General features: G+C 43.5%; 26 protein-coding genes and 2 tRNA genes. 10 read left to right on the top strand and 18 right to left on the bottom strand.

Annotated elements, in window-relative coordinates:
- Nucleotides 1–262: 262 nt before the first annotated feature.
- The 7 genes from J0K78_RS06645 to J0K78_RS06615 form a co-directional block, all read right to left on the bottom strand.
- Nucleotides 263–499: a hypothetical protein gene (locus tag J0K78_RS06645; RefSeq protein ID WP_206945961.1), complete on the bottom strand. Its 237-nt coding sequence runs from the start codon at nt 497–499 to the stop codon at nt 263–265.
- A 15-nt stretch (nt 500–514) separates the two neighbouring features.
- On the bottom strand, nt 515–2,008 hold the full coding sequence (locus tag J0K78_RS06640) for an NCS1 family transporter (RefSeq protein WP_206945960.1): 1,494 nt from the start codon (nt 2,006–2,008) through the stop codon (nt 515–517).
- An 89-nt stretch (nt 2,009–2,097) separates the two neighbouring features.
- A complete protein-coding gene (gene hydA / locus J0K78_RS06635; RefSeq protein ID WP_206945959.1) occupies nt 2,098–3,513 on the bottom strand; it encodes a dihydropyrimidinase in 1,416 nt (471 codons plus the stop codon).
- Nucleotides 3,514–3,531: 18 nt separating this feature from the next.
- Nucleotides 3,532–4,818 carry an NAD-dependent dihydropyrimidine dehydrogenase subunit PreA gene (gene preA, locus J0K78_RS06630; RefSeq protein WP_206945958.1) on the bottom strand — a complete coding sequence of 429 codons (1,287 nt, stop codon included), beginning with the start codon at nt 4,816–4,818 and terminating at the stop codon, nt 3,532–3,534.
- On the bottom strand, nt 4,806–6,215 hold the full coding sequence (locus J0K78_RS06625) for an NAD(P)-dependent oxidoreductase (protein WP_206945957.1): 1,410 nt from the start codon (nt 6,213–6,215) through the stop codon (nt 4,806–4,808). Before J0K78_RS06625 ends, preA begins: the two co-directional genes overlap by 13 nt.
- A gap of 130 nt (nt 6,216–6,345) precedes the next feature.
- Nucleotides 6,346–7,236: a nitrilase-related carbon-nitrogen hydrolase gene (locus J0K78_RS06620; protein ID WP_160912079.1), complete on the bottom strand. Its 891-nt coding sequence runs from the start codon at nt 7,234–7,236 to the stop codon at nt 6,346–6,348.
- A 286-nt stretch (nt 7,237–7,522) separates the two neighbouring features.
- Entirely contained in the window at nt 7,523–8,995 is a 1,473-nt protein-coding gene (locus J0K78_RS06615) for a CoA-acylating methylmalonate-semialdehyde dehydrogenase (protein WP_206945956.1), read from the bottom strand.
- 226 nt (nt 8,996–9,221) lie between these two features.
- On the opposite strand from J0K78_RS06615, the gene J0K78_RS06610 reads away from it, so the two are divergent.
- On the top strand, nt 9,222–10,085 hold the full coding sequence (locus J0K78_RS06610) for an SDR family oxidoreductase (RefSeq protein WP_206945955.1): 864 nt from the start codon (nt 9,222–9,224) through the stop codon (nt 10,083–10,085).
- A gap of 95 nt (nt 10,086–10,180) precedes the next feature.
- Here J0K78_RS06610 and J0K78_RS06605 read toward each other — a convergent pair whose 3' ends face one another.
- Nucleotides 10,181–10,837, bottom strand: a complete 657-nt coding sequence (locus tag J0K78_RS06605; protein WP_206945954.1) for a hypothetical protein — start codon at nt 10,835–10,837, stop codon at nt 10,181–10,183.
- A 55-nt stretch (nt 10,838–10,892) separates the two neighbouring features.
- Entirely contained in the window at nt 10,893–12,284 is a 1,392-nt protein-coding gene (locus tag J0K78_RS06600) for an alkaline phosphatase (RefSeq protein ID WP_206945953.1), read from the bottom strand.
- A 197-nt stretch (nt 12,285–12,481) separates the two neighbouring features.
- Between J0K78_RS06600 and J0K78_RS06595 the strand changes: the two genes are divergently transcribed.
- A complete protein-coding gene (locus J0K78_RS06595) occupies nt 12,482–12,970 on the top strand; it encodes a hypothetical protein (RefSeq protein ID WP_206945952.1) in 489 nt (162 codons plus the stop codon).
- Between the two features lie 117 nt (nt 12,971–13,087).
- Nucleotides 13,088–13,750, top strand: coding sequence for a DUF3889 domain-containing protein (locus J0K78_RS06590; protein WP_206945951.1), 663 nt, complete (start codon nt 13,088–13,090; stop codon nt 13,748–13,750).
- 139 nt (nt 13,751–13,889) lie between these two features.
- Here the strand turns inward: J0K78_RS06590 and J0K78_RS06585 are convergent.
- A tRNA-Val gene (locus J0K78_RS06585) sits at nt 13,890–13,962 on the bottom strand.
- A gap of 172 nt (nt 13,963–14,134) precedes the next feature.
- On the opposite strand from J0K78_RS06585, the gene J0K78_RS06580 reads away from it, so the two are divergent.
- Nucleotides 14,135–15,454: a DUF2254 domain-containing protein gene (locus J0K78_RS06580; RefSeq protein WP_206945950.1), complete on the top strand. Its 1,320-nt coding sequence runs from the start codon at nt 14,135–14,137 to the stop codon at nt 15,452–15,454.
- Nucleotides 15,455–15,586: 132 nt separating this feature from the next.
- Here J0K78_RS06580 and J0K78_RS06575 read toward each other — a convergent pair.
- Nucleotides 15,587–15,659 (bottom strand) — tRNA-Val (locus J0K78_RS06575).
- Nucleotides 15,660–16,065: 406 nt separating this feature from the next.
- Here J0K78_RS06575 and J0K78_RS06570 point away from each other — a divergent pair.
- From J0K78_RS06570 to J0K78_RS06555, 4 genes are all read left to right on the top strand, one after another.
- On the top strand, nt 16,066–16,794 hold the full coding sequence (locus J0K78_RS06570; protein WP_206945949.1) for an alpha/beta hydrolase: 729 nt from the start codon (nt 16,066–16,068) through the stop codon (nt 16,792–16,794).
- A 31-nt stretch (nt 16,795–16,825) separates the two neighbouring features.
- Complete coding sequence (locus J0K78_RS06565) at nt 16,826–17,341, top strand: 2'-5' RNA ligase family protein (RefSeq protein WP_160912063.1); 516 nt, start codon at nt 16,826–16,828, stop codon at nt 17,339–17,341.
- A 6-nt stretch (nt 17,342–17,347) separates the two neighbouring features.
- Nucleotides 17,348–17,770: a GNAT family N-acetyltransferase gene (locus J0K78_RS06560; protein ID WP_206945948.1), complete on the top strand. Its 423-nt coding sequence runs from the start codon at nt 17,348–17,350 to the stop codon at nt 17,768–17,770.
- Nucleotides 17,771–17,878: 108 nt separating this feature from the next.
- On the top strand, nt 17,879–18,556 hold the full coding sequence (locus J0K78_RS06555) for a YetF domain-containing protein (RefSeq protein ID WP_206945947.1): 678 nt from the start codon (nt 17,879–17,881) through the stop codon (nt 18,554–18,556).
- Here J0K78_RS06555 and J0K78_RS06550 read toward each other — a convergent pair.
- The 5 genes from J0K78_RS06550 to J0K78_RS06530 all read right to left on the bottom strand — a co-directional run bounded on the left by J0K78_RS06550 (nt 18,543) and on the right by J0K78_RS06530 (nt 20,635).
- Nucleotides 18,543–19,442, bottom strand: coding sequence for an MBL fold metallo-hydrolase (locus J0K78_RS06550; protein WP_206945946.1), 900 nt, complete (start codon nt 19,440–19,442; stop codon nt 18,543–18,545). The two genes, J0K78_RS06555 and J0K78_RS06550, sit on opposite strands and share 14 nt — an antisense overlap.
- A 22-nt stretch (nt 19,443–19,464) precedes the next feature.
- Nucleotides 19,465–19,764, bottom strand: coding sequence for a hypothetical protein (locus tag J0K78_RS06545; RefSeq protein ID WP_206945945.1), 300 nt, complete (start codon nt 19,762–19,764; stop codon nt 19,465–19,467).
- Between the two features lie 35 nt (nt 19,765–19,799).
- Nucleotides 19,800–20,015 (bottom strand): hypothetical protein, encoded by a 216-nt coding sequence (locus J0K78_RS06540; protein ID WP_206945944.1) that lies wholly within the window; start codon nt 20,013–20,015, stop codon nt 19,800–19,802.
- On the bottom strand, nt 20,012–20,341 hold the full coding sequence (locus tag J0K78_RS06535) for a DUF1360 domain-containing protein (protein ID WP_242517750.1): 330 nt from the start codon (nt 20,339–20,341) through the stop codon (nt 20,012–20,014). Before J0K78_RS06535 ends, J0K78_RS06540 begins: the two co-directional genes overlap by 4 nt.
- Nucleotides 20,342–20,404: 63 nt before the next feature.
- On the bottom strand, nt 20,405–20,635 hold the full coding sequence (locus tag J0K78_RS06530; protein ID WP_160912052.1) for a hypothetical protein: 231 nt from the start codon (nt 20,633–20,635) through the stop codon (nt 20,405–20,407).
- A 191-nt stretch (nt 20,636–20,826) separates the two neighbouring features.
- Here J0K78_RS06530 and J0K78_RS06525 point away from each other — a divergent pair, with 191 nt between their 5' ends.
- Nucleotides 20,827–21,324 (top strand): CotY/CotZ family spore coat protein, encoded by a 498-nt coding sequence (locus tag J0K78_RS06525; protein ID WP_206945943.1) that lies wholly within the window; start codon nt 20,827–20,829, stop codon nt 21,322–21,324.
- 45 nt (nt 21,325–21,369) lie between these two features.
- Here J0K78_RS06525 and J0K78_RS06520 read toward each other — a convergent pair whose 3' ends face one another.
- Nucleotides 21,370–21,912 (bottom strand): CotO family spore coat protein, encoded by a 543-nt coding sequence (locus tag J0K78_RS06520; protein WP_206945942.1) that lies wholly within the window; start codon nt 21,910–21,912, stop codon nt 21,370–21,372.
- Between the two features lie 182 nt (nt 21,913–22,094).
- On the opposite strand from J0K78_RS06520, the gene J0K78_RS06515 reads away from it, so the two are divergent.
- Nucleotides 22,095–23,105, top strand: a complete 1,011-nt coding sequence (locus J0K78_RS06515; protein ID WP_206945941.1) for an EAL domain-containing protein — start codon at nt 22,095–22,097, stop codon at nt 23,103–23,105.
- Nucleotides 23,106–23,160: 55 nt separating this feature from the next.
- On the opposite strand, the gene fabI is transcribed toward J0K78_RS06515, so the two are convergent.
- The gene (fabI, locus tag J0K78_RS06510) at nt 23,161–23,940 is read right to left on the bottom strand and encodes an enoyl-ACP reductase FabI (protein WP_206945940.1); all 780 of its coding nucleotides are present in this window, start codon (nt 23,938–23,940) and stop codon (nt 23,161–23,163) included.
- Nucleotides 23,941–24,479 lie beyond the last annotated feature (539 nt).

Raw genomic sequence — 24,479 nt, 5'->3', positions numbered from 1 at the left:
CTTTTTAGGAGTAGTTTAGAGAAGCTCCCATGGCAAAGGGGCGGAGGGAAACGGTGAGACTCCTATGGGACGTGTGGGACAGGTGAGACCCCGGAAGGCGTAGCCTGAGGAGGCTCACCGCCCGCCCCATGGAAAGCGAACCTTTTCCCGCAGCCCCTAGAACCACACAATTGTCTCGAAACTGAGTCTACCACTAAAGGGAGCTTAAGTGGAAGGTGGAGAAGAAATAAAAGAGGACTGGCGTGAGCCAGTCCTCTTCTTTCTATTTGACACTCTGTTTTTTCTGTTGTTGAACAAGTATAGTAGAGAAATACTTCCTGGAGTCCGGGTGTAGGATGTGAAGTCGTTCTATTCCACTTTTATCAGAATCATTCCCCTTATATTGAAACTCCACGAAAGCACCACTCAGATTTTCAGTGACGCCGCTAATGACATAACCCTGTTCTAATAAGAAATCAATTTTTTCACGTTCCGCTTCAAACTCGCGATGGTCAGACATTTCAATTCCTCCTCGTTATGCATCCATTTTCTGTGTTGATCCTTCTGTACCTGTTTTCTGCCCCAGCTTTTCTTCTACAAATTTTTCACCAATTACCCAGTCACGACCTACAGTGATGCCGAGGTATTCATCGTCACTTGGGTTATCGATTTCTGCCTGGGGATGCTTTTTGAAATACCAATGCTTAGCTAATAAGTAATAACACAGGGCTCCTACGCCAAATCCGACGAAGAAAGAATAGGTGGAAAATGTATACGCAAAAGCACTTCCAATTACCCATGAAATGATACCAGCCCAGTTGACACCTCCATCGTATCGGAATTGCCCCCCTTGTTTATACAAATCATAAACGTTCATTCTCCGTTTTCTCAATAAATAGTAATCGGCAAAAATGATGCCTACGATAACAGAGAGAATGGCTGCGGCAATCAATAATACCGGAATCAATAAATTGAAGATACTCCAGGGCTGAATGACTGTTCCTACAAGGCCTGCAATGAAAACGCCGGCCCAGAATGGCAGCTTCGGTCCACCGACATTTGAAAAGATGGTAGCCGCAGGTACAATGTTTGCTGATACGTTTGTCGACCACTGAGCAAGAACGATCATTAATAGAAGGATACCTAAGACAAGTCCACTGGCTGATTCCTGTAAAGCGACCACAGGGTCAAAGTTGGAGACAGCAATGTAGGAAACGGCACCAAGAACCACGATGAATGTTTGGGTCAAAGGCAGTGCTACAAGGCTGCCTACGAGAGCCCCTTTGTTTCTTTTCACCCAATTACGTTCCAGTTTCGGTGCTTTTATAAAACGGGAGATGGAAGCTATATCAGCTGCGAGCGTTGACCAATATCCCATATTCCCAACAACGACGACTACAAAAGCTGTAAAAGCTGCTCCTCCGGTTACAGGGCTTTCCACCCAGCTCCATATGTCTTTCCCCTGTTCAGAAGCTGTTCCCGCAAGAGTAAAATACATCCATACTCCAATTAAAATGATGATCGGGGCAGCCAGGTCGGCGAACTTTTCTACCGCTTTGATTCCTAATGCCGTGTTGAATAATTGGAATAAAGCAAAAAGAATATAACAAACAAACCAATTATCAAAACCGAATAAGATGTTTAAAATTCCGTTGATAGCTGTTGAACCGAAGAACGTATTAATCCCGAACCACATGGATGCAGCCACTCCACGCACGATAGATGGAAAATGGGTACCTATCGTCCCAAAGGGGGCTCTCATGTAAACAGGGAAAGATATCCCGTGTTCAATTCCAATATCAGCCGTTACTGAAATGGCAAGACCGATTAGAATCGTTCCCAACAATGTGCCGAGAACGACCCAGATCAAGGATATCTCCTGAACACCCGCTCCACCTATAGCGAAAGCTGCCAGTACAACAGCCATTCCGACCCACATGAATGAAAAACCCAGGGTGCTGATTTTTTTCTCATTGTGGGGGATGGGCATTAAATCTGGTGACATTAAATGATTTGTTTTTTTGTCCATACTTTTGGACTCCTCCTACCTATACCTGTTTTTTAAAAGGCTGCCTGGCTTGAAGCGAGGCAGCCTACATTCCATGGCATACGGACAGGTTACTTCTGATAAAGTTCTTCTTTGGAGGATGTCAGTTCCCCGTATCTGGAGCGTTTCAAATAATTTCCTTTTCCAAGTTTACCGACAAATTCTTTGTTCTTAATGACATAGTCACCACGGGAGAGGACACTGACCGGCTGCCCAGTCACTTTCATTCCTTCAAAAGGATTGTAATCGGCAGCCATGTGACTCGTTTCTACAGAAATCGTGCGTTCTACAGTCGGGTCGAAGATGACGATATCCGCATCTGCGCCGACTGAAATCGTTCCTTTCTGCGGGAAAAGGCCGAATGTCTTCGCAATTTTCGTAGACGTAATATCTACGAACTCATTCAGTGTAATTCTTCCTTTCTTCACCCCTTCAGAGAAAAGAATACTGACGCGATCTTCGATGATTGGTCCACCATTCGGAATCTTCGTGAAGTCGCCTTTACCTAAGTCTTTTTGACCTTTAAAGTCAAAGGAGCACTGGTCTGAACCAAGCGTTTGCAGATCTCCTGTCTTAAGCGCGTTCCATAACACTTCCTGGTGGTGCTTTTCACGAAGTGGTGGAGACCACACATATTTCGCACCTTCGAAGTCTGGCTTTTCTAAGTAACTTTGATCGAGAACCAAGTATTGCGGACACGTTTCCCCTGTGACGTTGTACCCCTTTTTACGAGCTTTTGCAATCGCTTCGACCGCTTGTTCACAAGTCACGTGGACGACATACAGCTGAGAATCAGCAAGTCCCGTCAATTCTGCTGCACGACCTGTCGCTTCACCCTCTACTTCTGGAGGCCGCGTCAACGCATGGTAGATCGGATCTGTTTGTCCAGCTTCCAACGCTTTATTGACCAGATGATCGATCACATCACCATTCTCGGCGTGGACCATGACTAATGCACCCAGTTTTTTCGCTTGTTCTAATGTACGGAAAAGAGTGCCGTCATCTGCCTGGAACACATTTTTATAGGCCATGAACACCTTAAATGAGGTAATCCCTTCGTCCTCAATGACACTTGGTAACTGCTCAAGGACATCTTCGTTCATTTCACCAATCATAAGGTGAAAGCTGTAGTCGATGACGGATTTATCCTTTGATTTCGCGTGCCACTGATCAATGGAATTTTGTAGAGGTTTACCTTTATCTGTCAGGCAGAAGTCGATGACTGTGGTCGTTCCACCGTGCGCTGCCGCAATCGTACCTGTTTCAAAATCATCCTTACTGACTGTTCCTCCAAACGGCATTTCAAGGTGCGTATGCGGATCTATTCCACCAGGGAATATGTAGTTTCCTTCCGCATCTACAACTTCCGCGGCTGAATCGTTCAAGTCTTGACCGATCAAGGCAATCTTTTCATTTTCAATAAGAATATCTGCTTTATACGTATCAGCGGCTGTCACAATCGTTCCATTTTTGATGATTTTCTTCATCTTATCCCTCCGTTATATTTATTTTATTAAATTCACATCACATGAAGAGGCGGCACCGATCGCTGCTTGTCTTTCATTCCATGTCATCGGTGGCTTGCCGTTCGCATACTCGACCATGTCAATCGCGCCATCAACTGGGCATACGATGCTACAGAGGTTACACCCTACACAATCTTCTTCACGTACTTTCAAAATGTCGTTACCGTCAGCATCCTTCAACATGTCGATACACTGGTGAGAAGTATCTTCACACGCGATATGACACTTATTACAGTTGATGCATACATCGTTATTGATTTGAGCAACAACTTGGTGGTTGAGGTCCAGATTGCCCCAGTCGCTATACTTCTCGACAGACTTTCCAACAAGATCCATTACAGAATCAATGCCTTTTTCATCAAGATAATTGTCCAGACCATCGACCATATCCTCAATGATGCTGAATCCGTGGTGCATCGCAGCAGTACAGACCTGGACACCTGTGGCGCCCATCAGCATGAACTCGACCGCTTCTCTCCAGCTCGATACTCCGCCCATTCCGGAAATCGGAACATTGATTTTCGGATGACGGGCACATTCAGCCACCATGTTCAATGCAATTGGCTTAACAGCAGGACCACAGTATCCACCGTGGGCTCCTTTTCCGGCTACGTTAGGAATCGTATCCCATGAATCGATATCGACCCCAGCTAGACTGTTGATTGTGTTAATCATACTGACCGCATCCGCGCCGCCATTAACGGCTGCTTCTGCTGTGAAAGTAATATCGGTAATATTCGGTGTGAGTTTTACGATGACAGGCGTTTGTGCGACTTCTTTAGCCCACATCGTCTGCTTCTCAACAAGCTCTGGAACCTGCCCGGATGCTGCCCCCATGCCGCGCTCCGCCATCCCGTGTGGACACCCGAAGTTCAACTCCAGTCCGTCCACTCCGACATCTTCGACACGTTTGACGATTTCATGCCATTTTTCCTGAGTCGGTTCAACCATTAACGAAGCGATAATCGCATGGTTTGGAAACCTTTTTTTCGTTTCATAAATTTCTTTCAAGTTCACTTCCAATGGACGGTCTGTAATCAGCTCAATATTATTGAATCCAGCCACTTGTTTTCCGTTAAACCCTACGGCAGCAAAACGAGAGGATACGTTTAAAATCGGTTCACCCAAAGTTTTCCAAACAGCTCCACCCCACCCCGCTTCAAATGCGCGCTGGACCTGATAGCCTGAGTTTGTTGGAGGCGCAGACGCGAGCCAGTATGGATTTGGTGATTTAATTCCTGCTAAATTCAAACTTAAGTCAGCCATGTATGTTCCTCCTTGTTGAAAGATTTGTAGGCGTTCGTCGGTTCAGGTGCCAGTTGTTTGTGGATCGCCATCGCCGCCTCTTTTCCTTGCTGTGCAGCTGTCACGACCATCGCTTCTCCCTGACCTTTGGCAAAAATGACATCTCCCGCTGAAAAAACTTTCGGGTTCGATGTCTGCAATGTTTCTGGATCGACTGTGACAACGCCACCTTCATGATCCAGCCCAAACCCTTCAATAAGATCGGTATAACGACTTTGTCCAATCGCTTTAATGACAGCGTCCACTCCCATAACAAATTCAGAGTTTTCCACAGGAGATGGTCGGCGTCGTCCATCTGCATCCGGTTCACCGAGCGCCATCTTCACGCATTTTAATTGAGTGACTTTCCCGTTATCGTCACCAATGATTTCAACGGGTTGTGTGAGCCAGTTGAATTCGACATCATCCTGCTTCGCGAAATCATATTCAAACTCATAAGCAGTCATTTCATTCCTTGTCCGGCGATAGACGATCTTTACATCTCCAGCACCTTTTCGAGCGGCACAAGTCGCTGCATCAATAGCTGTGTTACCAGCTCCGACAACGACGACATTTTTCCCAAGGAGCTCGTCGGTGATCGGTCCGGATTTTGTACTTTTCACAAAATCAATCGCGTCATGCACACCGTTCAGATCCTCTCCAGCAATGCCTAGCATTGGAACATTCCCCATTCCGATTGTCAAAACGATCGAATCATAATCATTGGTCAGCTCTTCAAAAGAAACATCTGTGCCTACACGCGTATTGGTGCGGATTTCAACATCAAGCTTCTCGACTTGGTCGACTTCCCAGCGGGATATATCCTGTGGAAGCCGGAAAGAAACAATTCCGTAGGTGTCAAGACCGCCTGCTTCAGCTTCGGCTTCAAAAATTGTCACGTCATAACCAAACCTGGCAAGTTCTCTGGCTGCCGCTAACCCCGCAGGGCCTCCACCCACAACGGCAACTTTTTTTCCGTTCTTTTTGCCAGGCTTGAACAACAGCTGTTCATTTTTGATGGCCCAATCTGTGGCAAACCGTTGTAAATCTCCAATTAAAATCGGTTCAGTGGAATGGTTCAATACACAAGCGCCTTCGCACAACTCTTCCGTCGGACAAACACGGGCGCAGGTCGCTCCGACAGGATTGGACGACATGATGGTTGTCGCCGATCCTTTTAAGTTGCCAGAGGCAATCTTTTTAATGAATTTCGGGATATCAATTCCTGTTGGACAAGCCTGGATACAAGGTGCGTCGTAACAATATAGACATCGGTTCGATTCTTCCATCGCTTCCTGAGCATTCAGTCCGTCATGGACTTCCTCGAAGTTCACCTTCAGATTTTCTAATGAAATTCCTTTGCTCTTTAACTGGGTCAAGATGTTTCCCTCCTTTAATAAAAGAGAGGCTTTTGGATAGGCCTCTTAATAAAAAAGTTCCACATAGAGAAAATGGTTCATTTTCTTTTGCTCTATGCAGAACTTCTACTTTGTGTCTGATGAATAGGTTTTAAGGGAGAAGCTCAACCATGTTTTCGTAAGTTTCAGGACGGCGGTCGCGATAGAACTGCCACGTGTCACGTACTTCACGGATAAACTTCTTGTCCATTTCTGCAATGAGGACTTCATCTTGATCACGGCTGGCCGTTTCGACGAAGTTTCCGCGCGGGTCGACAAGATATGACTGTCCATAAAATTCACCCATATTCCACGGTCCTTCATAACCGACACGGTTGATAGCACCAAGATAATACCCATTCGCTACGGCATGAGCAGGCTGCTCAAGTTTCCATAAATACTCAGAAAGTCCAGCTACAGTTGCTGATGGGTTGAAGACCACTTCTGCCCCGTTCAAACCTAACAATCTAGCCCCTTCAGGGAAGTGGCGGTCATAGCAGATATAAACACCAACTTTGGCAAAGGCCGTATCGAATACAGGATAGCCGAGGTTTCCTGGCTTGAAGTAATATTTCTCCCAAAATCCGTGCCCTTTGTCCCCTACAGCTACTTGTGGAATATGGTGTTTACGGTATTTTCCTAGATAAGATCCATCCGCATCGATGACCGCCGCTGTATTGTAGTACGTCGAAATCCCCTCTTTTTCATAGATAGGCAGAACAATGACGACGCCTAACTCCTTCGCAAGCTCCTGGAAACGTATCGTCGTTGGACCATTTGGAATTTCTTCTGCGGAATCGTACCACTTCGGGTTTTGCTCCGAGCAAAAATATGGACCATAGAAGATTTCCTGAAGGCAGATGATCTGCGCCCCTTTTTCCGCTGCTTCTTTCACTAGTTTGATATGCTTTTCTATGGAATGTTGTTTGTGAACTTCTACAGGCTCACTTCCATCCACATCATGTGATGCCTGGATCAAACCGATTTGGACTTTATCAGACACTATAATTCCTCCTTATGTAATCCTGTTTTGTTGTCCATTCACCTTGAAATCAAATCCCCCAAGATTGTGATTTCTTAAATCCAGACTCACCTCCTATGATTTAATTTTCTTTATTTACTGAATTTTTAAATAACTAATTTCACTTTACATGAAAAATTCAACAATTCCATTATACATAATGTTAAATGTTGCATGTTTTGTTTAGATTTTTTGTAAGATTGGCAGGGAATTTGTGGATGTTAAGTGGAAGGTGCGCGGTATGTTCAAAAGTCCGCGCACCAGATAATCAGTACCAGCGTTGAGTCAGCATTTTACGCTTCGTATAGAAATTTAAGCCATCCTTACCGTTGGCATGGAGATCGCCATAGAAGGACTTCTTATTTCCAGAGAACGGGAAGAACGCCATTGGGGCAGGAACGTTGACATTAACACCAAGCATTCCGGCATCCATCTCTTCTCTGAACTGTTGAACGGCTTTTCCGCTTGATGTGTAAATAACAGCACCATTGGCGAATTCAGATTTGTTGGCCGTTTCGATTGCTTCGTCAAGTGAATCGGCACGAACAATACTAAGAACAGGAGCAAAAATCTCATCTTTCCAGATCTTCATTTCATCGGTGACGTAATCAAAAATCGTCGCACCAAGGAAATAACCGGACTCATTCTCTCGAAGTTCTACTCGACCATCACGTACGAGCTTCGCATTATCCTGTTCCCCGGCTTCGATATAGCCGAGAACACGCTCGCGGTGGGAGTCACGAATCAATGGTCCTAGATTGGTTTCCTGATCTAAACCATTTCCTACATTTAACTGGTCAGCGGCTTCTTTTAATTTGGCTACAAGGTCGTCAGCTACATCACCTACCGCTACAACAACAGAACATGCCATGCAACGCTCTCCTGCACTTCCAAAAGCGGCATTGATGATACCTTCTACCGACTTATCTAAGTTACAGTCCGGGAGAACGATGGAGTGGTTCTTTGCTCCAGCGAGTGCTTGAACTCTCTTACCATGGTTAGCGGCCGTTTTATACACATATTCTGCAACAGGCTGAGATCCAACGAATGAAATGGCGTCGACTTCGTCATGCTCGAGTAATCCGTTTACAACATCATGAGCACCGTTAACAACATTGAGTACACCTTTCGGAAGACCCGCTTCATGAATCAACTCGACGAGCATTTTCGCAAGGATTGGAGTACGTTCAGACGGTTTCAATACAAATGTATTCCCACAAACGATCGCGAGCGGGAACATCCATAAAGGCACCATCATTGGGAAATTGAATGGTGTGATTCCACCGACGACTCCTACAGGATAGCGGTACATCCCAGAGTCGATTCCTTCCGCAATATCAGGTAGAACATCACCCATCATAAGGCTTGGTGCACCTGCTGCGAATTCCACACATTCAATGCCGCGCTGTACTTCACCTGTCGCATCTTTCATCGTCTTTCCATTTTCCTGTGTGAGGGCTTTCGCAAGCTCCTCACGATTTTCCACCAACAACTGATGGTACTTGAACATTACTCTGGCACGCTTTGGTACCGGCACCTTTTTCCACGTCTTGAATGCCTCTCTGGCTGACTGAACCGCTTTATCTACATCCTCTTTTGATGAAATGGGAACTTGGGCAATGATCTCTCCTGTCGCAGGATTGGGTACGTCCTCCACTTGCCCGCTTTCCGCCGAAACCCACTCGCCACCAATGAAGTTCTTGATCGTTACCTGATTCTTTTTTGAGAAAGTTGTCTCCATTTTTTCACCTCTACTCGTAGATTCTGTTCCTTTACACCCTTCAAATATATTATAAATTCAGAAAATTCCTACATCAATGGACGAAGTGTCAAATCAAAAACCTCCCATTTTGACACAATGACCTTTTGGTAAGGGGATATTTACGATTTGGGTAAAACTGGATGACCTGGGCATCCTAATATTGGGTGACCAGGTCATCCAGTATTTTACATACAGGAGGATTCTGATGAGCAATCAAAAGAAGGAAATTCAGCCGAAGCAGCATCAGGAACGGCAGCCAGGTTTTGAATATGAAATGAAGCCGCTTCCGGAATATGTGGATCCAAACTATATAGGAAGTGGAAAATTAAAAGGGAAAGTGGCGGTTATTACTGGAGGAGATAGTGGAATTGGAAGGGCAGTAAGCCTTTATTTCGCTAAGGAAGGCGCAGATGTTGCTGTGTTATACCTCAACGAACAGGAAGATGCTGATAAAACCAAACAGCTGATTGAATCGGAAGGTCGCACATGTCACCTATATAATGGAGATATCGGAAGTGCAGCGTTCTGTGAGGAAACCGTCCAGCGTATCAAAGCAGACTTCGGAAAAATTGATGTGCTCGTAAACAATGCAGCGATGCAATTCCCGCAAAAAGACCTCATGGCTATTACGAATCAGCAGCTTGAGAAGACCTTTCGGGTGAATTTCTTTTCTTATGTATATATGGCTAAAGCGATTATCCCTCACCTGCAAAAGGGAAGCACCATCATTAACACCTCTTCCGTTACTGCTTATGAGGGGAATGAGCAATTGATTGACTATTCTTCAACCAAAGGAGCCATTACCACATTCACACGTTCTCTCGCCAAGTCCTTAGTAAGTAAAGGCATCCGTGTGAACGGCGTCGCACCTGGACCCATTTGGACACCATTGATCCCTGCAAGTTTTGATAAACAAAAAGTCGCGGAATTCGGTTCAACGAATCCCATGGGGCGTCCGGGACAGCCGTATGAGCTCGCTCCTGCATATGTCTATTTAGCAAGCAATGATTCCAGCTACGTGACAGGTCAAATGATTCACGTGAATGGTGGAATACCTGTAAACGGGTAACGCATGAGGAAAAACAAAAATAAGCGGTCCCTGCATCTTAAGAAGATGGAGGGCCGCTTGTTTCTTCTATTCTATTATTTACCGAACGTAAATGGTTATTCCCATTGTACTTCTATTTTTTCTCCTTCTGCCAACGTATTACCTTCCTGATCCAAAACATCACTGGTCTCTATCATCACAGTCTCTAATTCTTCCCAATCATGTTCGAGGACGAATCCCATTTGCCCTACTCGTGTTTCGCCTGGTTCGTACTCTCCTTTTAGCTTTTCCAAATAAAAATCGTCATTGAACCCCAGCTTCTCACCCGTATTCGTCTTCAAAACTTCCACAGGAGCCACATTCACTTTCTGATCTCCCGTATTTTTTATAGCGACGGTAAACTTTATATAATTAAAATTGGTTTCATTGTGAGTAAAGGCATGGAAATAATCCACCAAGTCAGGCGATGGAGAATAATTGAGCACTTTCACATCCTTTACCACCATTTGGACCGGTCCCAATTCTACATACTTCTCCATCTCTTTAATAGCTTTAAGGGCTATCTGCCCATCCATATCCTCTGCTTGGTCCCCTACTTCCTTTAAATCCTGATCATCGGGCGCTTGGGGATTGTTTTTATACTTCGTTTGTTCCGGGATTTCAAATAAAGGAGGTTGATTTTTCGATTCATTTTCTTCTCCAGCCACCTGGTTTGAACAACCAGTGAGGATAATGGAAATAGCTAAACTCAATAGTAGCAGTATATGTTTCAACGGGTTTCTCTCCTTTTTCTAAAAAAGCCTCCCTATGGAAGGGAAGCTTTTTCTTTTATTTATGTGCCTGCTTTTTCATCTTTCCATTCTCCATCAAGTTCATGACCTTTTGTCCAACCTCATGGTTATCATGCAGTCCTGCGAATTGCTGAGACTGAGGCCCATAACCGTAAACAATTACATCTTCCCCTGTGTGGCCGCCAGTTGTCCAACCGGTACCGGAGCGAATATCGAAAATGTGCTCAATGGCATTATCAATCTCCGTGACTGATCCATTTTCTACTGCATCTTTGACGGATTGAACTTCATCGTCTGTTAATTCAAGGTCGATATACTGCTCTAATGTTTCCTCAACCCCTGCACCTTCTGCAATCTCAGAAGCCATAAAGTCCGGTGTACGTTTCGCAGCTTTTAAAGGTTCCGGATTCCACTGATATTCTCCATCACGACCCATGGTCATTCCGCCTGTTGAGTGGTCAGCTGTCGTAACAACCAATGTATTCTTATTATTCTTTGCAAACTCAATGGCCTCTTCATAGGCAGCTTCAAAATCCTGCATATCACTCATAGCCGCTACTACATCATTATCATGACCCGCCCAGTCAATCTGACTGCCTTCAACCATGAGGAAGAACCCATCTTTATCTTTGCTGAGCCTGTCCAAGGCGGTAGAAGTCATTTCCTCCAGAGAAGGAGCATCTGAAGAACGGTCAATCATTTTGTCCATACCTTTAGGCGCAAACAAACCGACGATTTGTTCATTGGAATCTTCCATTAGTTCCTCACGAGATTCCACATAGCTGTATCCATCTTTCTGAAAGTCAGTAGTCAGGTCGCGGTCTTCCCTTTTGAAATAAGAAGTACCTCCCCCAAGCAAGACATCAATTTTATGTTCACCATTCACTTTTTCATCAAAATAATCATCAGCGATATCATTATAATTGTGTCGGGATTCATCATGAGCACCGAATGATGCAGGTGTAGCATGATTGACTTGAGATGTCGCTACAAGGCCTGTTGCTTTGCCTTTTTCCTTCGCCAACTCTAGAGCAGTTTTCACTTCATTCTTCTCCATGTCCACCGCGATTGCATTGTTGTAAGTTTTAATTCCGGCTGCCATTGAAGTTGCAGCAGCAGCGGAATCTGTAATACTCTCTTCCGGATCCCAGGAATAGGTCTCCTGCATACCAATTAAATGTTCATCAAATGCTGTGTTTTCCGTATAAGGAGTAGCAGGATCATCCTTGAAGTAACGGTAAGCGGATGTGTAGTTAGGTCCCATTCCATCCCCAATTAGAAAAATAATATTCTCTACCTTTCCTTTATCTTCTTTAGATTTAGCAAGGATCTCTCCGTTAAATGTAAAAGCAGAACCTCCTAGAATCAAAGATGTAGTTAGAGCCACAGGCAATAGTTTTTTCATATACTTTTTACTAAACAACTTCATTCCTCCTCGTTTTATGTCGATGCAGTATGCATATTACTTGGAGAATATGAAACAATGGTTAAAAAACTGTAAATCTAGCGTAAATTAACAAATTAAGACAATTGGATTAGGTACATTGGTTGGAATTTAATTTTCACCGAATGATAGGTTAAGCGTGGTATAATAGGTCAAAATCTATTAGAAGAGGGTGTGTAATCATGAGGAAAAGCTTTTGTCACTGCTTTAGTAACAAGGAGGAAATCGACCAAGGAGTCACAGATCATATTACATATCTCGCTTTTTGTGTCGTATCTGGTGAGCATGGAGCTGTAGAGTTCAGTTTCCGTACCAGTTATATCGATAGTGATTCGGCAGCACCCTTCATGAAATTTTACGACGTAAGTGAGGAACTTGATGAGGATAACAAGACGTCAAGAAGATTACGGATTCACAGCAAATACCCACTTGCCCAAGGTGATGCGGAGCCAACAGAAAAATCTTTTCTGCGGTCTTCTGAACGTTTCTACTCCTATAAGATAGGACTTGATTTAAAGAAGCTTCAATCATATAAAGACAATCCAGACAAGTACTTAAGGACCATACATTCAAAAAAACTGTACGATGAAATGAAGGCTGTATATAAGAACATCTTTAAAGATCCACCTGATGCATTAAAAGGGGATCACTGGGTGGTACTCGTAGATTAGCCCTGCTTTACATATGTTGTTTCAAAAGAAAAACGGGAGTACATAATGGACGTTCACACAAAAACAAAAAATGACATAGGCTATTGAGGATCTAAAGTAATGACAGGGGGAAAATGAATGTACGTCAATTTTAATCATGGCCCTTATGGTTATGGCTATCCCTATGGGGCACATCCCTATCAGCCTTATTCTCGGTATGCTTATCCTCAAGCCTACAGAAACCCAGGATACTACTATGGCTATAGTGAAAGACAACCGGTGCGCGGCCAGGCCAGCTGGACAGAAGGCGGAGAAGTAACCAAATGTGGCATTCCATGGTCGAATAACAGATACATGACAGCGGCTGTCGGTCAAAATTCACCTTACCAATGCGGGCAGACAATCAAAGTGAAAAATGTTGCCAACCAAAGGGTCGTGTTAGTCACGGTCGTCGACCAGGTCCCTAACTATCCGGAAAATAAAATCAACCTTCACAGAAAAGCCTTTGAAGCTTTAGGTGCAAGTGTGGAGCTTGGTGTTATCAATGTAGAAATCACACCGAACCCTCAATTAGAAGAAGAAAAATGGGGCAAATATCTTCTAGAGATTGCTCAATCGGCCTACCCGAATTACAATGCTACCGATTACAGTAAAGTGAGCCAAACCCAGCAGAACGGTAACGTGAAGGAAGTTTACAAGTTTGTTATGGAATCCCCTCAGGAAACAATGAGTATCGAAGGGACAGTCATCTATAACCCATCCACAGACCGAATCATATCGATCAACTTCAAGGAAGTATAAAAGGTTTAAAGTATTTTAGAGACAGTACAGATCTGTCTCTTTTCTTTTGAGAAAAAGTAGATGATCCTATCCTAAAAAAAAGAAATGACGCAGCCTCTCCCTGGATGAGAAACTACGCCATTCCGGCACTTAGTATGGATGATTCCGATTGGGCTCGAACCAACGACCTCCACCCTGTCAAGGTGGCGCTCTCCCAGCTGAGCTACGGAATCGTATGTAGAAATTTGTCGGCTGTTTTGCTGACAAATAATAATATACTACGGAACAAATAAAGTGTCAATAAAATCTTAAGAGTTTTTTAAGTTTACGTAAATGCATCTTTTTATCCCGGCCAAATTCGGTCATACTAAGAAACATACACTATACGAGGAAGTAGGTTTTTCAATGAACAAAAGTAAGGTTTGGATAAATATCAGAGACAGCTTTTGGTTTCTCCCTACAATATACAGTATCCTTTCAATCATTGCTGTAGCGATAACCGCCCTGATTGATCAATGGATTATTTCAGAATATAAGAACAACATCCCTTCTCTCTTTTTGACGAAGTCATCGGTTGCCCAAACGTTATATGGCTCGATGGTAACTTCTATCTTAACGATGACCACGATTAGTTTTTCGACCATCATGGTGGTACTGACAACGTACACTACTCAGTTTTCACCACGAACCTTACAAGACTTCATGAAGAGTCGTGTGACTCAACATGTGTTAGGTGTCTTTTCTTTTGGCTTTATTTTTTCTCTCATCAACCTGTTTCTATTGGGAAAAGAACCAGGCCTAGGTTTGGTCAGTCCCCTCTTTACGGTTATCGTATCTATTATTTGTTTAGCGTTTTTTATATTGTTCATTCACCATTCTTCTCGGTTCCTAAAAGTGAATAACTTAATTGGCTCAATAAGAAAAAGCACCTCCGCACTTATTGTAAAAACATTTGAAGAAAAAAATTATAATACAGCCACCGAATGGGATGACAACGAACTAAAAGCGCTGGACCAATCAAAAGCCCAAGTGATTCCAGCTGAGAAATCGGGTTATATTCAGAATGTTCAGTACGGCGCCCTTATTAAGTGGGCAAAAAACCACTCTCTCATTCTCGAAACAAGCTTTTTAATGGGAGACTATATCCAAAAAGGTATGCCCCTTTTTTATTATTGGAAAGATTCAGATCGAGATCTTGAAAACCCTGGGTCATGCGCAGCCTATGTTTTGATCGGGAATGAGCGGATCGATACACAGGATGTCGAGTTCTCTATTCAAAAGCTTGTTGAGATTGCAGTCAGAGCCATCTCTCCAAGCCTGAACGATCCTCATACAGCGACCAACTGCATAAACCGGATTGGTTCTCTTCTTATAGAGCTCGCCTCTGTTTATGAGCCGATCCGCTACTACATTGATGGTGATGAGGAACTTCGCTTAATAGCACAACCGAAATCCTTTGAAGAATATTTGTATAAGAGTTTCTACCAAATCAAAATATATGGCTATCATGACATATCTGTTATGAATAGTGTCGTCGAATCTTTGTACAAAATCGCCGCCATGCACGACCAAGCCATTCAAGAGGATGTTTGGATATTCGGAAAAACGATTATCAATGCTGTAAAAGTTGAGGAATTGGATAAACTCGATTTCAAGAGATTTAATAATGAAGTAGAAAAATTAGCAGAAGCCTGTAATAAAAACTTCCGCTTACAAAAGTCATAGTATAGCAAGTCTAGGGACGTCCCGGGCCTGATAGTAACTCATAGGCCAATTCGTTTCCAAATTAAACTCATCATTTTAAAGGTTACAAAAAAAAAAGAGAGCATTCAATATGAATGCTCTCTTTTTTAATAGTGATTCCGATTGGGCTCGAACCAACGACCTCCACCCTGTCAAGGTGGCGCTCTCCCAGCTGAGCTACGGAATCGTATGTAAGGAGTTTAACTTGCTGACAAGAAATAATATACTATGAAATACGAACCATGTCAACAAGCTCGTGCTAAATAGCAGCTCCATTCCTTCACTAAAGCTCCGGCTTGTGGAAGACTCCGATTCGAAACGATGTTGGGCGGATGGGGATGGAGAGAATGACTCGCTTTCCGCGGGAGCGCATACCGGGCATCCTCAAAGGAATCCATGTCTCGTTGAAATAATGAATGACATTTCCTGGCCTTCGATAAGAATACATAAGAACATTTTACCTGAAAATCCAACTATCATCTTTTCAACTTTTTCGACAATTATATGATAAAATGAATAATGGAACGTTTATACGAAAAATTTTATGGGAATGCCTAAAGGAACTTTCCATGCTGTAAGGAGGTGGTCGGAAAATGGGTAGAGACGGATCCATGACAGAATATACCATTGATAGTCAATACTTACAGGAGACAATGACACTAAGGGTGTACACCCCGAAGAATTTCTCTCCATTATACAAATACCATTTCTGTATCATGCAGGATGGAAACGATTATTACTCGATGGGACGCGCGGCCACATTGAGTGACAAGCTCCATAAAGAACAAGAAATTGAGAACACTATTTTCATCGGTATCCATTATAATGACAAATATGACCGCCAGGACAAATACCATCCAGACGGAAAGAAACAAGGCGAATACGTAAATTTTCTCATTCGCGAAGTTGTGCCTTTCTTAGATGAAGAATTGCCTGGTTACTGCATGGGCAGAGGACGGACGCTTGTCGGTGACTCTTTAGCAGGAACGCTCGCGTTGATGACAGCAGTGAAGTTCCCGAACATATTCGGCAATGTCATCATGCAGAGTCCTTATGTCGATGAACATGTAAAAGAGGTCGTGCAATCCACCAAAGACTTTTCTTCCTTGACCATTTATCATACCATTGGGTTGGATGAAACAGATGTTGAAACGACTGAAGGAGCAAGAAAGAATTTTCTTGCTCCGAACCGTGAACTGCGCGATTTTTTAAATCGCCAGCCACTCGCCTACACGTATCATGAATTAGACGGTGACCATACTTGGGGCACATGGCAGAAGGATTTTGAACGTGCTTTATTGAAGATGTTTGGTAAGGAATAGCGATATAGAAGGAAACAGGAGGGTTAGTCCAATGAGATACGGAATAGCAGTTTTTCCATCAAAAAAAGTACAGGATGTGGCGAATTCATACCGCAAGCGGTACGATCCCCACTATGCGTTGATTCCCCCACATATCACGATGAAAGAAGCTTTTGAAGCAGAAGAAGAAGAAATTGAAAATAGAATCATTCCTGAATTGAGTGAAATTGCTAAAAACACGCAGCCTTTTTCGTATGGCGTGTACAAGGTGAGCTCTTTCTCTCCCGTTACAAATACGATTTACTTAAAAATTGAACCGTCCGATGAGATCTTTGAACTGAATGACAAATTGCACGCTGGTGAACTTCCCGAGGAAAAAGATTTCGCGTTTGTCCCACATATTACAATTGCCCAAAAACTTTCGGATGAAGAGTTTTCTGATGTATATGGCAGCCTGCGCATGCTGAAGTTCGACTTGAATGATAAAGTTGATCGCTTCCAGTTGCTTTATCAGCTCGAAAACGGGGCATGGAGTGTGTATGAAACCTTCCGCCTCGGCAAAGGGTGATGCTCCTTGGATATCATTAAAGTGAAGAATAAACAGCAGAAAGACGACGCTTTCTATGTGAGACGCGTCGTCTTTGTAGAGGAACAACAGGTTCCCTTGGAAATAGAAATCGATGAGTTTGATGATTCCGCCATCCATTTTGTAGGGTATGAGGGAAAACAGCCGGTTGCCGCTTCACGACTACGTTTTGTTCATGGATTTGGAAAACTTGAACGAATTTGTGTCCTAAAGGATTACCGGGGCCAATCGTTAGGTAAACAAATCATTGATTCTATGGAAGAAGTCATCCGTGATTATGCTTATGATAAAGCCAAATTGAACGCTCAAACCCAAGCAGAATCTTTCTATGAATCTCTTGGATATGTGACCATTTCAGACCAATTCATGGATGCCGGAATCCCTCACGTAACGATGGTGAAAAAATTATAAAATGATAATAATAAAAGAAACTCCGGGATTCCGGAGTTTTTTCGTTTATCCTCAGACCCTTTTGTCTAAAATGATGCGTATAGGCTACAGATAAGGGTCGTGAGAAGTATGGAATACTTACAAATTACTTTGGAAACACTTTTTGGTTTTTCTGCACTATTTATTATGACGAAATTGCTTGGAAAAACACAGATCACCCAAATTACTGCATTTGACTTCATTTCTGCTCTTGTCCTGGGAGAACTTGTCGGTAATGCTTTATACGATAAAGATGTCGGAATACTTAATGTTGGATTTGCCATCTTGTTATGGACTATTCTCATCTACACGACAGAAGTGATTACCCAAAAATTTAAAGGAACACGTAAGGTTTTGGAAGGAAGCCCTTCCCTCGTCATATATAAAGGAAAAATCGATCGTGATCAACTGAAGAAGAATAAGCTGGACCTTAATCAACTGCAGCACTTGCTGCGCTCTAAGGATGTTTTTTCTATACAGGAAGTTCAATATGCTGTCCTTGAGACAGACGGTACGATTTCTGTTTTAAAAGCATCCCAGTACCAAAATGTCACTCGCGATGATATGAACTTAGCCCCTCAACCCGTTCCTCTTCCTCGTACGATCATTAGTGATGGGGAAGTCGTATGGGATAATCTCAAAGAAGCAGGTTTGGATGAGAAGTGGCTAAAAGAACAACTGAGAGCACAGAACTTCAACGATCCTGCTGAAATCATGTACGCAGAACACAAAGAAGGCGAGCCGGACTTATTCGTTATTGGTCTGTGATAGAAAAACTCCACGTATTGTTCATGATGCGGTCCTCTACAAGGCCCGCTTTTTTTAATCCAATCAAATAGGCAGTGACCGCCGTTCTGAATAACAGCCATTGGGATAAACCCTGGGCTTCGACATTGTATTGGTTACACATAGCTCTGACGATGACTTCGTGTGCAACCAGACCCTCTTCAGCAAGGTATTGATGCAGCCAGGCAGACAGCTGTTCATGGTAATCCATGTTGTTTTGTATCGTCAGCATAGGATTAGTTTCAAACTTCCCATGACCAGGAACCGCCCCACTGCATAGAATTTGAGAGACACGGTCTAAACTGTCCAGTGTCAAACTGACATCCGTCAAAAAAGGAATTTTGTGCTTTTTCAGGGTATCTACACTAAAATAGCTGTCAGCCGCATAGAGAATTTCATGGACCTTTAAGGCCAACTGATGATAACTATGACCAGGAAGATGGTAAGCTTCCGCTCTTAGCGAACCAAACCTTACTTTCCCTTCCCCCACGACTTCATCCACCCGAATCGCCGGTCCTTCCAAAAATTTATTATGTAACTCCGGAAGCGGGTCATTCCCTCCGAATAAATAAAGAGGTTCAAGGCCTGGATTTCTTAAAATAGCTTCTTCAAATACGGGAGCTACAGTATGTACATTATAATTTTCCTGAACAAACCGTGCCCCTCCATAATGATCCGCATGGGCATGGGTAATAAAAAGGTGCGTCAAAGGGAGCTCTCTTTCCTCTAGCTCCTTGAGCACCTTTTTCACGGATGAAGCATCGATACCTGCATCGATGAGTAACCCATCCTCCCCTTGATGTACGTATCCAATATTAACGGAACCCTGATAGTAATAACACCATTCATTCAACTGCTGAAAAGACATATACACGACTCCTTTAGCTTTTTCATACAGTTTCGCTAAAGTGACGTCCTTTTCCTGTCATATGAGAAAGAATCTTCTCTGTCCCACTTCTCTGAAATGAAGGATGAATGCTGTTCACTACGTGGGTACTCGCAGGTATATGGATTGAACTCCTCCGCTGGTCTCCCAAAGGTTCCTGATCACGAGTTTGATTGTGTTTCATCTTGTTATCCAACGTGGCTTTGAAAATTCTTTCAAGGACAAAAGGTGAACGCTCATGCTGGGTCGTTCTGATTTGATAATCCTGGTACTGATAATGATTGACAGGCAGAATATATCCCATCCCGACGCCTCCTTTGCTTATCTATACCTTTTTTCCTACTCAAAGAAACGTTCCATCTTTCCCATTTGTTTGGTTAGAAACTTTTCCATATCTGTCATCCGCTTCGAGAAGCGACGATCCCAGGCCTGAAAGTCCTTTTCCCATCCGTTGAATTTCTTTTCAGGATGTTTAATGATTCCATTCATTTTCGACGTTTCCATATCAATTTCCTTTAATACTTCAAACAAAGACTTTTCTTTTTTATCCGTCACTGTCGGTCGACCCACGTATAAATGATGGATTGCAAGCCTGCCAGAGCGAGTAATAGCACCAGCCACTCTCCATACGGAATTATTATATAGAAGAAAAGCATTATGAAAGCAGACCACACACCCACACACCATTGACAACTGAGTCCTTCACCGATAAAACCTTTTGGTTCCACCCATTCTTCTTCAATGCCGTGCTCATTCTGGATGACCTTCACTTCGATAAAAGGTCGGCGTACCCATTCCATGATGTAATCTCTGACAATGAGGCGTGTCAGACGAAAAGTGGCCAGTGCCAGCAATACGATTTCCATCACACTTAACATCATTTTCCCTCTCTCCCATGAAGAAAAAGCCACTACGTTCCTTGTAGTGGCTCATTCTTTATTTACTTAAAACCAACGGAATCCCCCACGGCGGTCAGAAGATTCATCTTCATGGCGACGTTTACTTGAACTGCTTTCATCTCTTACATCTTCTTCTCTACGTCGTTTCGGTCCGCCGAAAAATGGATCGACACGGTCGTCACGGTCATGACGGTCATGACGCTGAGGCTCGATGACGACATTATCCGCTTTAATGACAAGGTCTTTCACATGGATGACCTTCTTTTTATCAGACATTCCATTCACTCCTTATTCGAATTCACTTCTACTCTATGGCGTTTGCCCCTGTTGGGTATAGTCTCCTGCCCATGAACGACAAAAAAAGTCCGGATGAAGAGAAAAGAGACAAATGCCCACACCTACACGGACACATTTCATATTCTAGTAAAGACAATACGTCAATGCGTATGGAAAGGGGAAATTAGAAAATGAGCTGTGGAAAAAAATACGATTCAGGTTCATGTGTGATTGATATTCTTAAAGATATCGTCGATGCACAGAATGACGTCATGCACGATTGCACAACAAGCTGTGAGCGTTCAATCGCAGACCTTTTAGGTGACACTGGTGGAGGTTCCGGGTTTGATACGGTCCCTGTCATTCTTTACTGCAAAGATGGATGTACACCTTTTAAAGGTTACGGTTCAAAACGAAGTGGCGACGATTGTGAAGTGAAAGGAAGCTTCTTCTTCAGAGTTAAATCTGTAGATGACGATGGTTGCGCCATCCTTGAACTTCTTTTTGCTGACCGCTGGCATGGTGACGACGATGACGACGTGGAAGGATCCAGACATCACAGAGGTTTCGATCCAAAATCACCAGCTGACCAAAGCTGCAGAAACCTTCGTGCTTCAGGAATCTGTATCACAGTAGACTTGAATTGCTTCTGCCACGTAACATGTCTACCGGCAGCAGCAACTCTTTAAGATTCACAAAAAACCGCGCACAAATGCGCGGTTTTTTATCATTCACTAAAACCCTAGAAGCCTAATATCTTTAATTTTTTCAAACACTACCTCCCGCTGAAACGGGCGTTGAAAAACCTTCATATGCACGACTCCATCTACATAGTCCGTAATATACCCACGATAGCTTTCTTCCTCTGTAGAAACTTCACACTTCATTTTCGGTACATGTGGGGAAAGATTGAAGAAATATAAAACTTTTTCCTCAAGCGTCATGTCATGGAAACGCTGCCTGCGATCGCGGGGTGCATCCTTTTCTTCTGTACTTACTGAGGAAGGGTCTCCACTCTTTTCTTTACCACTTGTCTCCCCCTCATCGGATCTGTTCAATTTGGCCAGCTCTTGACGGTGGGGGGAGTTCTGTCTGCGCATCCGTATTTCATGCTCAGTCGATGGAGCTTCTGCCTGCGGCTGCTCTGTCTTCTCTTCTGTTTTAGAAGGCCGTTGGCTTCGAAAGCTTGTTTGCATCGGAACTTCCGCTGGTTTCAAGCCTTTAGGTTGGACAATATAAAGCATCGGCTGCTTAGCAAGTCTCTTTTCTTCTGCCATCAAGATCTCTCCTTTTCCATTCGGTCATCATTTTATATATATGCCCAAGTTGCAGACCATGTTCACTTCTGTCCTCATTTGACAAAACCTCTCAAAATTTTACACTAATTTAACAGAACCCGACGATTCTTTTATCTTACGATTGATAAAGTAAATGTAGACCACAGATTAGGAGTGTTTTCATGAGCCTTGCTCAACAACGAGAGCATAAGTCATCAGAAGATGTTTTTGCTACATACATGAAGGAAGACAAGCTTTTTATCCATTATCAACCCATCGTCGATATACATAAAGAATGCGTAATCGGTTACGAAGCGCTGACAAGATTCCCTCCGAACGCTTCCTTTACCAACCCCGTCGAGCTTTTCCAGTTTGCCGATCAAACGAACCGATTATTTCATCTCGAAAAACACACACGAGAACTTGCCATCGATTCAATTGCCCACCATCTGCATAAGGAACAGCAATTGTGGGTGAACTTAACTCCGAATGTCATTCATGACGAGTCTTTCACTCCTGGTTTCACACACACCGTATTAAAAAATACAGGGGTCGCCGCGGACCAGATTGTTTTTGAAGTTACAGAGCACTCCGCCATTTCTGATTTTCAAAACTTTCGAAAGCTTCTTGAACATTATAGGAAACAAGGATTTAAAATAGCGATTGATGACGTGGGTGCAGGGTATTCCTCACTGCAAATGATTTCTGAATTAAAACCGGATTATTTAAAAATTGACCGGTCTTTAATTATCGATATCGATCAATTTCGCGAAAAACAATACATGGTGGAGGCATTACAACACATCGGAAAGAAGTTAGGTGCAGGGATTATTGCAGAAGGAGTGGAAAGAGAAGGCGAATGTCTTTGTTTAATTCAAATGGGAATCTCCCTTATGCAAGGGTATTATTTTGCAAAGCCAAGTTATCCCCCTCCCCCGTTGCCAAGATCCATTTCTGAACAGTTGAAGCAAGAAAGAAACAGTCAAATGTTTCCTTTGAAAATTGATAAGTGGACTACATGTTCTGAGATATTGACATGGATCTCTTCTTATCATGGAAGCTATGATCACCACTTTGCCCTCATCCAAGGTTCTAATGGAAATAAAGTGCTTCCCATAACGGAAGTGGTGCGGTTGGTTGCCTCCTGTGATAATAAAATGGAAGAAAATATATGGCCGTATCTTAGATTCTGATTCTCATAAAAAACCCCGTTTCTACTCTATGTAGAAACGGGGTTTTGGAGTTGAATCAATATGCTACAATGCTGAATCCAGAATCCACGTGAATCACTTCTCCGGTCACACCTCGGGATAAATCACTCATTAAATAATAACCAGTGTCACCGACTTCTTCTTGGGTAACAGGACGTCCCAATGGTGCCCGTTCCTCAATCACTTTAAGAATTTGATTGAAATCCCCGACTCCCTTAGCGGAAAGGGTACGGATTGGACCGGCGGAAATAGCATTCACCCGAATGTTATGTTTGCCGAGGTCGTTCGCTAAGTATTTGACGCTGGCATCCAGGCTTGCTTTCGCTACACCCATGACGTTATAGTTTTTCACAACTTGTTCTCCACCAAGATAAGTAAGGGTGACGATACTTCCTCCATCCACCATTAACGGTTGAGCCGCACGAGCGACGGCAGTGAGAGAGTAAGAACTGATGTTGTGGGCAGTAAGAAAACCGTCCCGGCTTGTGTTCAAGAACTCATCTTTTAATTCCTCACGATTCGCGAATGCGATACAGTGCGCAAGGCCGTGAATCGTCCCTACATCTTTGCTGATCTGTTCAAACGTCCGGATGATCGCTTCATCGTCTGTTACATCGCACTCATAAACGAGTGACTCCTCGCCACCTTCCAAAGTGTCAGCAAGATCCTGGACCGACTTTTTGAAACGCTCTGATGCAACTGTAAAAATCAAACGTGCTCCAGCAGAGTGAAGCGAGCGGGCAATTCCCCAGGCAATGCTTCGTTTGTTCGCCACTCCCATGACGACATACGTGCGTCCTTCTAGTGAAAAGTTCATATTGAACACCCTCCTTGAGGTAGTAGTATAAGAATTAGTATTTGTTATTAGTACCTGCTCCTATTTTAAACCATAAACTTTCGAAAAACAAACCTCCCTTTATCCATTCCCTATTTCCACTCACATAAGCCCACTCCCTATCCAAAAACAGGAACACAAATGATGTTATACAATAAACTGGCAGGATTGTGGAAGACTCAGTATCGAGATATTTTCGGGGTTCGTTATGCTATTGGGCGTCAGAGGGGGGGTGGCTGGGAAGCTACTCGCTTTCCTGTGGGGGAGTGGCGAGCTTCCTCGGGCTACGCCCTGCGGGATCTCGCCGATCTCCTTTCTCCCACGGGAGTCTCCCAGCTTCCCAACCACCCCATTCAAAGAGGGGGTAAACGAACCCCTTCACCAAAGTTGGATGGTCTTATCCCGGTTGGTGTAAGCATAAAACGCTCTGTATCAAGCTTTCAGGGTTCAAGTACCTCGGCTTGGGAGTATTATCCTTATACTCTCATCAAATAGAATAGCTGATTATTCATGAAGTGGTT

The sequence above is a fragment of the Halobacillus sp. GSS1 genome, assembly GCF_017307035.1.
GTDB lineage: Bacteria > Bacillota > Bacilli > Bacillales > Halobacillaceae > Halobacillus > Halobacillus litoralis.
Note: the sequence above shows the minus strand (reverse complement) of the source record. Positions and strands in the feature narration are given on the sequence as shown.